Source organism: Bacillus mycoides, from assembly GCF_001757995.1.
Taxonomy (GTDB): domain Bacteria; phylum Bacillota; class Bacilli; order Bacillales; family Bacillaceae_G; genus Bacillus_A; species Bacillus_A mycoides_B.
In genome coordinates, this window is the sequence record NZ_LXLV01000062.1 from 464,304 (window position 1) to 475,284 (window position 10,981).

The 10,981-nt window shown below is 36.4% G+C and carries 10 protein-coding genes, 1 pseudogene and 1 riboswitch; of the genes and pseudogenes, 5 read left to right on the forward strand and 6 right to left on the reverse strand.

Translation table 11 applies throughout. From position 1 onward, the window contains the following. The first annotated feature begins 73 nt into the window (after nt 1-73). Nucleotides 74-913, forward strand: a complete 840-nt coding sequence (gene proI / locus BWGOE10_RS20740) for a pyrroline-5-carboxylate reductase ProI (RefSeq protein ID WP_070144788.1) — start codon at nt 74-76, stop codon at nt 911-913. Nucleotides 914-969: 56 nt separating this feature from the next. Here proI and sdaAA read toward each other — a convergent pair whose 3' ends face one another. The 5 genes and pseudogenes from sdaAA to rnz all read right to left on the reverse strand — a co-directional run bounded on the left by sdaAA (nt 970) and on the right by rnz (nt 4,337). After that, nucleotides 970-1,848: an L-serine ammonia-lyase, iron-sulfur-dependent, subunit alpha gene (sdaAA, locus tag BWGOE10_RS20745; RefSeq protein ID WP_002145856.1), complete on the reverse strand. Its 879-nt coding sequence runs from the start codon at nt 1,846-1,848 to the stop codon at nt 970-972. 18 nt (nt 1,849-1,866) lie between these two features. Further along, on the reverse strand, nt 1,867-2,526 hold the full coding sequence (gene sdaAB / locus BWGOE10_RS20750) for an L-serine ammonia-lyase, iron-sulfur-dependent subunit beta (protein WP_002145855.1): 660 nt from the start codon (nt 2,524-2,526) through the stop codon (nt 1,867-1,869). Nucleotides 2,527-2,571: 45 nt separating this feature from the next. Then, nucleotides 2,572-2,718 carry a hypothetical protein gene (locus tag BWGOE10_RS32955; RefSeq protein WP_171903130.1) on the reverse strand — a complete coding sequence of 49 codons (147 nt, stop codon included), beginning with the start codon at nt 2,716-2,718 and terminating at the stop codon, nt 2,572-2,574. A gap of 45 nt (nt 2,719-2,763) precedes the next feature. Then, a pseudogene (locus BWGOE10_RS32960) lies at nt 2,764-3,050 on the reverse strand (transcriptional regulator); the annotation flags it as partial. 363 nt (nt 3,051-3,413) lie between these two features. Then, a complete protein-coding gene (rnz, locus tag BWGOE10_RS20760; RefSeq protein ID WP_070144790.1) occupies nt 3,414-4,337 on the reverse strand; it encodes a ribonuclease Z in 924 nt (307 codons plus the stop codon). Between the two features lie 189 nt (nt 4,338-4,526). Between rnz and BWGOE10_RS20765 the strand changes: the two genes are divergently transcribed. The 3 genes from BWGOE10_RS20765 (at nt 4,527) to BWGOE10_RS20775 (ending at nt 8,956) form a co-directional block, all read left to right on the forward strand. Further along, nucleotides 4,527-4,778: a DUF3932 family protein gene (locus tag BWGOE10_RS20765; RefSeq protein WP_002111702.1), complete on the forward strand. Its 252-nt coding sequence runs from the start codon at nt 4,527-4,529 to the stop codon at nt 4,776-4,778. Between the two features lie 198 nt (nt 4,779-4,976). Then, a riboswitch (M-box (ykoK) riboswitch) is annotated at nt 4,977-5,144 on the forward strand. A gap of 331 nt (nt 5,145-5,475) precedes the next feature. Next, nucleotides 5,476-8,181: a magnesium-translocating P-type ATPase gene (gene mgtA, locus BWGOE10_RS20770; RefSeq protein ID WP_070144791.1), complete on the forward strand. Its 2,706-nt coding sequence runs from the start codon at nt 5,476-5,478 to the stop codon at nt 8,179-8,181. Between the two features lie 73 nt (nt 8,182-8,254). Beyond that, a complete protein-coding gene (locus BWGOE10_RS20775; protein WP_070144792.1) occupies nt 8,255-8,956 on the forward strand; it encodes an MgtC/SapB family protein in 702 nt (233 codons plus the stop codon). 294 nt (nt 8,957-9,250) lie between these two features. Here BWGOE10_RS20775 and BWGOE10_RS20780 read toward each other — a convergent pair whose 3' ends face one another. After that, the gene (locus tag BWGOE10_RS20780; protein ID WP_070144793.1) at nt 9,251-10,489 is read right to left on the reverse strand and encodes a DNA polymerase IV; all 1,239 of its coding nucleotides are present in this window, start codon (nt 10,487-10,489) and stop codon (nt 9,251-9,253) included. Between the two features lie 142 nt (nt 10,490-10,631). Between BWGOE10_RS20780 and BWGOE10_RS20785 the strand changes: the two genes are divergently transcribed. Next, on the forward strand, nt 10,632-10,838 hold the full coding sequence (locus tag BWGOE10_RS20785; protein WP_002129020.1) for a hypothetical protein: 207 nt from the start codon (nt 10,632-10,634) through the stop codon (nt 10,836-10,838). Nucleotides 10,839-10,981: the final 143 nt, after the last annotated feature.

The following is a 10,981-nucleotide window of genomic DNA, read 5'->3' on the forward strand; positions in this document are numbered from 1 at the left end:
AGGTGTTTTCCATAAAAAAACGAATGTATGTACATTTATAAGTATTTCTAACCAAATTTAAAGGAGGCACATCATGTCTATGCAAAACATTTCCTTTCTCGGTGCAGGCTCTATTGCCGAAGCGATTATTGGTGGTTTATTAAACGCAAATGTTGTAAAGGGAGAACATGTCACTGTAAGTAATCGTTCTAACGAGACAAGATTACAGGAGTTACATAAAAAATACGGTGTCAAAGGTACACATAATAAAAAGGAATTACTTGCTGATGCAAATATTCTTTTTCTAGCTATGAAGCCAAAAGATGTCGCAGAAGCGATTATTCCTCTTAAAGAATACATAAATAATGACTTGCTTATTATTTCGTTATTAGCAGGTGTTTCTACTCATTCAATTAGAAACCTACTTCAAAAAGACGTTCCGATTATTCGTGCAATGCCAAATACATCTGCAGCCATTTTAAAATCCGCTACCGCTATCTCACCTTCAGAACACACAACGGAGGAACATATTCGCATTGCAACATCGTTATTCGAAACGATTGGTCTCGTCTCTGTTGTAGAAGAAGAAGATATGCATGCTGTCACTGCATTATCCGGAAGTGGACCAGCTTATATTTATTACCTGGTAGAGGCAATGGAAGAGGCAGCAAAAAAAATTGGTTTAAAAGAAGATGTTGCAAAATCTCTTATTCTTCAGACGATGATTGGTGCTGCTGAAATGCTAAAAGCAAGCGAAAAACACCCTTCTATTTTGCGAAAAGAAATTACTTCTCCTGGTGGAACAACTGAAGCAGGTATTGAAGTATTACAGGAGCATAATTTTCAACAAGCATTAATCTCATGTATTACACAAGCAACGAAACGATCACACGATCTTGGAAAAACATTAGAAAAAATAGCAAAAGAAAAATAAAAACGGAGCTCAACTTTATTTGAGCTCCGTTTTTACTTTAATCATATGATATGCTTTTAGTTATTACTCTTACCAAAAATCTCTTCTTGCAAACGACGACCTGTCGGTGTTGCTGCAAGTCCACCTTCTGCTGTTTCACGAAGTGCTACTGGCATCGTTTGTCCAATTCTAAACATAGCCTCAATGACTTCATCACATGGAATTGTACTAGTTACACCAGCTAGTGATAAATCAGCTGAAATCATGGCATTCGCAGCTCCTGCTGCATTACGTTTTACACAAGGTACTTCTACAAGCCCTGCAACAGGATCACATACTAAACCAAGCATATTCTTTAATGAAATCGCCATCGCTGTAGCTGCTTGATCTTGTGTTCCACCAGCCATCTCAACTGCTGCTGCCGCTGCCATTCCACTTGCTGAACCTACTTCAGCTTGGCAACCTCCTGCAGCGCCGGAAATACAAGCATTATTCGCAACAACCATACCGAAAGCTCCTGCTGTAAATAAAAATTCAATCATTTCTTCACGTGTAGGCTGTAATTTTTCTTTCAATGCAAACAGTACACCTGGCACTGTTCCAGCAGAACCTGCTGTTGGTGTTGCACAAATGATTCCCATCGCTGCGTTTACTTCATTTGTCGCAACCGCTTTACTCACTGCGTCCAAAATTGTATCCCCAGATAAGCCTTTTCCGCTCTTCATATACTCTCGAACTTTCACAGCATCTCCGCCAGTTAAACCCGTCGGTGATTTTACACCACGAATACCACGTTCTACTGCTTGTTCCATCACAACTAAGTTCTTTTCCATACCAGCAATTACTTCTTCACGTGAAATACGTCTTGTATCCATTTCACATTGAATCATAATTTCTGCGATTTTTACATTTTGCTCTTTAGCTTGCGCCACTAGTTCCGCTGCGTTCCGAAACATGGTGTGTCCCCCCTGCAATTAATCCATAATAGTTACTTGGCAAATATTTTGTTGTCCATTTATTTCTTCAATCACTTCATCTGCTAATAATTCATCTGTTTCAATGACCATAAGCGCTCTTCTTCCTTTTTCCTTACGAGAAACACTCATTGTACTAATGTTAATCTCATGCTTAGCAAGAATTGAAGCTACAGCTGCGATAGCACCAAAGCGATCGTTATTTACAATAAGTAGTGCTGGACTCGTGCCTGTTAATTGAAGATCGAATCCGTTTAATTCTACAACTTCAATTTTACCGCCACCAATTGAGCAAGCAACAACTTCAATTTCCTCTTCACCTTTATACAGACGAATTTTCGCTGTATTTGGATGCGGAGCATTTGCATCTTCTTCAATGAATTCCACTTCAATCCCGCGTTCTTTTGCAATATCTAACGCACTTGGAATACGTAAATCATCTGTTTCAAATCCTAGTATTCCACCGATTAGCGCTACATCCGTACCGTGACCACGGTATGTTTTTGCAAATGAACCATATAATGAAATGCTAACTCTCTCTGGCTCATGACGAAACAGCTGACGAGCAACTTGCCCCATTCTTGCCGCGCCTGCTGTATGTGAACTTGATGGACCAATCATAACCGGACCAATAATATCAAACACTGAGCGGTACTTCATCATAACTCCCCCTAAACCTCTATGAAAATTTTTTCTACTATTCTATTAAGCTGCCACATCTGTTGCTTTTCCAGCCGTACCACAAATTTGCTCCGCTGTACGAATTGGATAGTTTTTGAACAGCAGTGAACCAATATATCCTGAAATAATACCAGATACCATAATACATAAGAAACATAGCGTTACTTTCATTTAAAATGATATAAGATAACCAGCAATAAAGCCTGGTAGCAATCAAAATTTTAACACAGAAGCCATTGCAAGCATAGCATAAACAGGTGATACACCCATTGCTAATGCGCTACTCCTCCTAGACTACCTGCTGATTGTCCAACCTCTTTTAAAAATGATATACCAATTAAATCTCCACCAACGTATAATTGAAAAGCTTCAACTAAGAAACTTGCAACGGCCGCATTTGCTAAAGCTCCCATTGCTTTCATACCGTTTGGCGCTTTAAAACTAAAGAGTGAAAAAAGACTTAGTACAAATAATAGTAATATCGTTCCCTTAATAATCTCCATGATGCCCTCTCACTTTTTGGTCAATTTCGTTTGTTACGAAAAATGGCTAAAACGCACGCTGTAACTTACTATAAATTATAATGTGCCCTCATTATAGCTTGTTTTTTATGAAACGCTTACTTTTATTGAATTTTAAAATTTCTGAATAAAAGTCTGTTTTTCCTATTTGTATCACTTGTATGTCGTCCGACTTATATAACAGTTTTTTTAAATAATCGATATTATATATTTTTATCCTATATCTCTAAACCATTACAACTTTCTGTGTTACCCAATATAAATATAAAATGATAACAGTTTTAGTAAAAAAAAATTTATTATAAACAAAAAAAATGGCAAACATATGTTACCATTTTTTGAATATCACTTTTCTACTGGAAATGATTTCAAATCCATCGCGATTTCTGTATTAGAAAATAACTCTCTTGCTTCTTTCAGCAATTCCTTATATGTATCTCCTTGATAACGAGAACTAATATGAGTCAATATTAATCGCTTTACATTTGCATTTAATGCAATACGTGCAGCTTGTTCTGTTGTTGAATGGAAATAGTCATGCGCTTGCTGTTCATCTTCTGCCGCAAAAGTCGCTTCATGAACAAGTACATCAGCATCTTGCGCAAGCTCTCTACTCGCTTCGCAATATCGTGTATCACCTAAAATTGTAATAACTCTTCCTTTTTGAGGCGGGCCGATAAAATCTTTTCCATTTAACACTGTGCCATTCTCTAATTCAACTACTTCACCATCTTTTAAGCGTTTAAAAACTGGACCAGGTTTCACACCCATTCCCAGTAACTTATCCACTAAAAGAGCTCCCTGTATATCTTTCTCTACAATTCGATATCCGAAACATTCGATTCCGTGTGATAACCTTTTTGTTTCTACACAGAATTCATTATCCTCAAACACAATACCTTCTTCCGTAACCTCAACGATTTCAAGTGGATATTTAACATGTGTCGTACTTACTAATAATGCTACTTCAATAAATTGTTTAATTCCTTTTGGGCCGTACACTGTTAACGGCGTCGTTCCTCCTTGAAAAGAACGGCTCCCTAATAAACCAGGCAAACCAAAAATATGATCTCCATGTAAATGGGTAATAAATATTTTTTCAATGCGTCTTGGGCGTACAGACGTATGTAAAATTTGATGCTGAGTCGCTTCACCACAGTCAAATAGCCACGTTTGTCCTCGTTCTTCTAACAATTGTAAGGCAATTGCTGAAACGTTCCTTCCTTTTGAAGGAACACCTGCACCAGTTCCTAAAAATACAAATTCCACTTTCTTTCCTCCAGCTCTTTATATAATCTATCTTTCATCTTACGGAATGTTATTTCAAATGGCAAATTGAATTTACATAACCAATCATCTAGACAACTATATAACACGAACGTTCAAAATAAAAAACTTAACAATCGTTCGTGTTTTGTAGTAATATAACTATATCACATATAAAGGGAGCGTTTTATTATGAAAGAAGTATTTCGTTTACAAACTGATTTTTCATCTTCATTTGATCGCTGGGTAAGTTCTTTCGTTTCTGATCACCCAGCACAACTAGAGTGGACGACTTTAAAAGAATTAATTCATGAATATACAACATCACATACAAATGAGACGTTACCAACATATATTTCTTCAGCTTTAACATATTACGCACAACGCGTTTCAACAACAAATAGCTCAGAGATTGTTATTTTTGAAAATCCTACAATCTCGTAATCTAAAGTAAAAAAGCACTGTAACCAGTGCTTTTTATTTATGTTCATTAATTTTTTTATTTTTCCAACTTATTCACAAAAAATACACCTTATTTCATACTATATACCCATCATAAATCTATTTAAATTTTCAAAAAAACAGATTAAAAAGATATTGACACTATAAAATTTCAGTGCTAACATTCAACATGTAATTGAATATGGTCTCTGTTAGGTGAGGCTCCTGTATAGAGAAACGCTGCTGCCCAAAAATGTCGAGAGACGCCAATGGGTCAACAGGAAAGGTCGGAATGAAGGCCTTTTTTAACGTAGCTGGTTTCAGTACCTATGCTATACAGTGCTAAAACTCAACGAGGGAGAGGTGCATGTATTTTGTCATACACAAAAACTGTTTTTATCTATGTTTTACTAACAGTCTTTCGTGTGGACTCTTTTAACTGTGAATTCAGACCTTTACTCGTTGTGAGTAAAGGTCTTTTTACGTCTTTATGCACCTTACTATGAAACAAACATAGCATATTCAGAAACTACTAAATTGTACGGAGGTGAGGAACAGTGGCAAATGATGATTCGGCCCAGATACCCATATGTTTTACGCTTAAATTTCATCATGTAGGTAGGAAAGAAGCTGTTCCTCCCAATTTTAAATAGTCGAGTAACAGATTGTTTCCTCCTTCATGACAAAGGAGGAACTACCAATGTTAAATTTACAAAGACAAGAAACAAAACATGCTTACGATCAAAATAGCATGAATATAAATAACAAATTATTAGTCGAAGTTGCAACACAGGATGTAAACTCTACGTTAAAACTTTTAGAAACAACAGAAAATGGAATCTCTAAACAAGAAGCAGCTCGTAGACTTTCTTTATACGGTCCGAACGAAATTGCTCATAATAAAACATCGCCATGGTATGTTCAATTTTTGCTGGCATTTAAAAATCCATTTATCTTTGTTTTATTAGCTCTTGGGGCACTCTCTTTTTTCACAGATGACATACAAGGAACGATTGTCGTATCTGTAATGGTGCTATTAAGTGCGACGATTCGCTTTTTACAAGAATTCCGCTCTCAGAAAGCAACGGATAAGTTAAAAGCTATGGTTCGAACAACCGTGAGCGTCTTTAGAATAGATGGATTTGTACACGAAACAAAAAACGTAACGAATGTAAAGCGTAATCATACAATAGAAATTCCAATTGAAGAACTTGTACCTGGCGATATCATTTCACTTTCAGCTGGTGATATCGTGCCAGCTGATGTGCGTATTTTATCCGCAAAAGATTTATTTGTTAATCAGTCTTCTTTAACCGGGGAAGCACTTCCTGTAGAAAAATACGCAAACTGCTACCATACAGAAAATAAGCATAGCTTACCGAAAAACATGAAAAAAAATTTCAATCCACTCGATATGGAAAACCTTTGCTTTATGGGTACGAATATTGTAAGTGGTAGCGCGAAAGCTGTTGTCGTCTCAACAAGTACCGATACGTATTTCGGCTCTTTAGCAAATAAGGTAATCGGTAAGCGCGTAGAAACAAGCTTTGATAAAGGTGTAAACAAAGTAAGCTGGCTCTTAATTACATTCATGCTTATTATGACACCCATCGTCCTTCTCATTAATGGATTCACAAAAGGTGATTGGCAAGAGGCTTTCTTCTTCGCTATTGCTATTGCAGTTGGTCTTACGCCTGAAATGTTACCAATGATTGTAACTGCTAATTTAGCTAAAGGTGCCGTTAACATGTCTAAACAGAAAGTCATTGTAAAACAGCTCAACTCTATACAAAACTTGGGTGCTATGAACATTCTTTGTACAGATAAAACTGGGACATTGACAGAAGATAAAGTTGTACTTGTTCGGCATTTAAATCCTAATGGTAATACATGCGATCGTGTATTACAGTTTGCATATTTAAATAGCTTCTATCAAACTGGATTGAAAAATTTAATAGATAAAGCTGTTATTAAGCATACAGAGGAAAATCAGAAGTTTAATCCATCAGTTTTTCAAAAACTAGATGAAATTCCATTTGACTTTGCTCGCCGGCGTATGTCAGTCATCGTGAAAGACCTTTCAGGAGAACATACAATGGTTTGTAAAGGGGCCGTAGAAGAAACGTTATCTATTTGTAACTACACTGAAATGGATGGACAAATCGTTACACTTACCGAGGAAATGCGCTCAAATGTCAAACAACTTAGCGAGACATTGAATGGTGAAGGTATGCGTGTTATTGCTGTAGCTTACAAAAAAGATAGAAAAACAAATAATAAAGAGTACGCGATGACAGATGAAACTAATATGATTCTCGCTGGATATATTGGCTTTTTAGATCCGCCTAAGCCATCTGCATCTTCTGCAATTCAAGCATTACAGAAACATGGTGTACAAGTGAAAATTTTAACTGGTGATAATGAAATTGTTACAAAAAAAGTTTGTACCGAGGTGGGATTAAATATCGGTGAGCCTATCCTTGGCTACGAGATCGATTCTTTACCTGATAAAGCATTAGCAAAACTAGCTGAGGAAACAACCGTGTTCGCAAAACTAAATCCAATGCAAAAAGCTCGAATTATTCAAGTATTAAAAGAGAACGGTCACACTGTAGGTTATATGGGAGATGGCATTAACGATGCCGTGGCATTACGTGAAGCTGATGTTGGAATATCTGTTGATACTGCAACTGATATCGCAAAAGAATCTTCCGATATTATTCTACTTGAAAAAAGTTTAACTATATTAGAAGCCGGTATTTTAGAAGGACGTACTACGTTCGGAAATATTTTAAAATATATTAAAATGACAGCTAGCTCTAACTTTGGAAATGTATTTAGTGTGTTAGTGGCAAGTGCTTTCATTCCCTTCTTGCCGATGCTTGCCATTCACCTTTTAATTCAAAACTTGCTTTATGATATTTCACAACTGTCTATTCCATGGGACAAAATGGATAAAGAGTTTTTAGAAAAACCAAGAAAATGGGATACTGCAAACTTACGGAACTTCATTATTTGCATAGGTCCAATTAGCTCAATATTCGATATTATCACATACGTAGTCATGTGGAATGTCTTCGGCGCAAATACACCTAGCGAACAATCATTATTCCAATCTGGTTGGTTTGTCGTTGGATTGTTAACACAAACTTTAATCGTTCACATGATAAGAACACAAAAAATTCCTTTCATTCAAAGCACTGCATCAATACCAGTTCTTTTATTAACTGCTTGTATTATGGCAATCGGAATTTACATTCCATTCTCACCACTTGGAGCAGCCGTTGGTTTACAAGCATTACCACTTAGCTACTTCCCTTGGTTAGTAGGAATACTATTAGGCTATGCTTTCTTAACACAATTCCTGAAAAAAATTTATATTAAAAAGTTTCATAGCTGGTTATAAAAATGAGAATAAGTAGGTACTCCCCACTTATTCTAAAAAATAACACGTACTTATAAGTATGGAGGTGACCATGATGGTATGGTATGACATTGTATTAAGATTATTTATCGCAATTATTGTAGGTGCTTGCATCGGAATGGAAAGGCAATGGAGACATCGAATGGCCGGGCTGCGGACAAATGCTCTCGTATCACTTGGTGCCTGTATATTTGTTTTATTATCCGTCATGCTTGATCATGATGCTAGCCCATCACGTATTGCTGCTCAGGTTGTTAGTGGTATTGGCTTTTTAGGAGGCGGTGTTATTATCCGTGACGGTTTTAGTATTAGAGGACTAAATACTGCGGCTACTTTATGGTGCGCTGCTGCTGTCGGTACTCTTACAGGCGCTGGTTTTCTCGTTGCAGCTATATTAGGTGCAGCCGGCGTTTTACTAGCAAATATACTACTTCGCCCGATCGCTCTCTTTATGAATAAAAAATCAAAAGAAGAATCACCTGAACAAACAAACTACTTCCTTTCTCTTACTTGTTCCGAAGAAAATGAAGCACATATTCGTTTCTTACTCATGCACATGGTAAGTTCAGAAGGTCTCGGTTTAAAAGAATTGTATAGTGAAGATGTTAATCCTAATCAAAAAGTATGTATACAAGCTACATTACATTGCAAGAAAAATGCAGCTGTCTTAATTGAAAAGATAGTAAGTAGAATGCTTTTAGAATCTGGTGTTACTGCTGCAGGCTGGAAAACTTCATTAGATTTAGAGGCAGGTTAAATACAAAAAGTGTCATGGTATAAATCCATTTTTTAGGTTTCACCTTATAAGCAACTACTGGATGCTCTCTTCCACCTAAAAAGAAAGGGTTTATATTCATGACACCTTCTACATACATCCATTTTTCATTTTCAAGTTATTAGCTACTGCTAGGAATAACTTGAAGTAATCCATACTCGTTTGATCTTTTTGTTTTAACTTGGCATGGGGCCGAAAAGGGATCTGACCGCTTCTACGCATAGCCGGATTCCCTCTTCCATCTAAAAAAAGAAGGTTTTACATTCATGACACCTTCTACATAAACTTATTTTCTAACTTTTGTTGAAACGACTTCTCTTGCTTACGTAGTAGTTGGCTACCTCTCTGTAAAAGTGGCGTTCCATACTTATCATTAATTTGATCAATGACAGCAAGTAGCGGTTCTTTTTTCGCATCTTCTTCAAATGAAAACAAATCTAACTGTTTCACCGATTCTGTCTTCCACTCTAATTCAGTAGCTGTAACACCTAACAGACGAACAGAATCACCATCCCAGTGTTGCTTCCATAAACGTGATGCCGCTTGGAAAATAACCCGTTCTTCCCAAATTGCATTTTTCAATTGTTTACTCCGTGTTACTGTGCGACGATCATGGTATTTAATCATAATTTGAATGTTATAACTAACGAGAGTTCGTTTTTGTAGCCTTTTGCTTACTGATTTCGATAATCTTTCTAACATATCCAGTAATTCTTTTTCTTCGTCCATATCCTTTGAGAAAGTCATCGAATTCCCAACGCTTTTATGTTGTCCCATTTGATTCGGATCAACTTCCCTGTCATCCATACCTTTTGCACGTTTTTGTAAATCAACACCGTGCTTTCCAATTTTAGCGCGAATGATATGCTCGTCTCCTTTTGCTAACTGTTCAATTGTATGTATATGAATGTCTTTTAGTTTTTCAGCTGTTTTCTCTCCGATTCCATGCATCTCTGCAACTGATCGTGGCCAAATAATTTCTGGAATATCACGTTTTCGAAGTACTGTAATACCAAGAGGTTTTTTCATATCTGAAGCAGTCTTTGCTAGGAAAAGGTTTGGGGCAATCCCAATGCTACATGGAAGTTGTAACTCTGTTAATAACGCTTGTTGAATCATCTTCGCTATTTCAAGAGGCGAACCGAGCGCATAGCAATCTGTAATATCTAAATACCCTTCATCTATAGAAAACGGTTGTATTTTTTCTGTAAAACGGGAAAGAATTTGAAACATTTGAAATGAAGCTTCTCGATATAATGTAAAATTAGGACGCCTCACAACTAATTGCGGACATAATCGCTTCGCTTCCCATAGAGGCATCGTCGTACGTATTCCATATTCTCTCGCCTCATAACTACATGTTACGATAATCCCTTTTCTTTCTTTTTCATTTCCCGCAATCGCTAATGGCTTTCCTTGTAATGATGGGTCATGAGCAATTTCAACAGATGCGAAAAAACAATTCATATCTACGTGTAAAATAACACGACCATTTTTCGGATACATTTCTCGCATACTACTCACCCCTTAAAGAACGTTTGTTCCTTCATTATATCAAATTTCTTTATAAGTTATAATAATTATTGGCTTTTCTCTATCTATTTTTTGCTATACTGTACGTACCAAATGGATATTATTGTAAAGGAGATGAATCGCTATGAAACAACATAATAAACTCAATTATGTATTTATTATTATTATAGTAATCCTTGCGATTAATTATTTGTTACTTCCCCTTTTTAACATTAACATTTACGCTTTAGGAATCTTCTCTCATTTCATACGTTTTGCAACAACTTATGTACTTCCATGGGTCTTCTTATACTGGCTTATCCGCCTTGTGAAAGCAATTGAATCAAAATAAAAAAAGACGTGTGAACTGATATTATCCCCTTAAGGTAGACAGTGTAAAAAGACCATGAATACACATGGATGTTACACTTTTACTTGGAGGGGATTTTATTATGGTTAAAAAAGGGGATAAATTTCAAACTTATTCAGATCAAT

Bases quoted from the DNA above. Each gene is read 5' to 3' on its own strand.
- proI (WP_070144788.1), top strand. From the start codon at position 74: ATGTCTATGCAAAACATTTCCTTTCTCGGTGCAGGCTCTATTGCCGAA.
- sdaAA (WP_002145856.1), bottom strand. From the start codon at position 1,848: ATGTTTCGGAACGCAGCGGAACTAGTGGCGCAAGCTAAAGAGCAAAAT.
- sdaAB (WP_002145855.1), bottom strand. From the start codon at position 2,526: ATGAAGTACCGCTCAGTGTTTGATATTATTGGTCCGGTTATGATTGGT.
- BWGOE10_RS32955 (WP_171903130.1), bottom strand. From the start codon at position 2,718: ATGAAAGTAACGCTATGTTTCTTATGTATTATGGTATCTGGTATTATT.
- BWGOE10_RS20765 (WP_002111702.1), top strand. From the start codon at position 4,527: ATGAAAGAAGTATTTCGTTTACAAACTGATTTTTCATCTTCATTTGAT.
- mgtA (WP_070144791.1), top strand. From the start codon at position 5,476: ATGTTAAATTTACAAAGACAAGAAACAAAACATGCTTACGATCAAAAT.
- BWGOE10_RS20775 (WP_070144792.1), top strand. From the start codon at position 8,255: ATGGTATGGTATGACATTGTATTAAGATTATTTATCGCAATTATTGTA.
- BWGOE10_RS20780 (WP_070144793.1), bottom strand. From the start codon at position 10,489: ATGCGAGAAATGTATCCGAAAAATGGTCGTGTTATTTTACACGTAGAT.
- BWGOE10_RS20785 (WP_002129020.1), top strand. From the start codon at position 10,632: ATGAAACAACATAATAAACTCAATTATGTATTTATTATTATTATAGTA.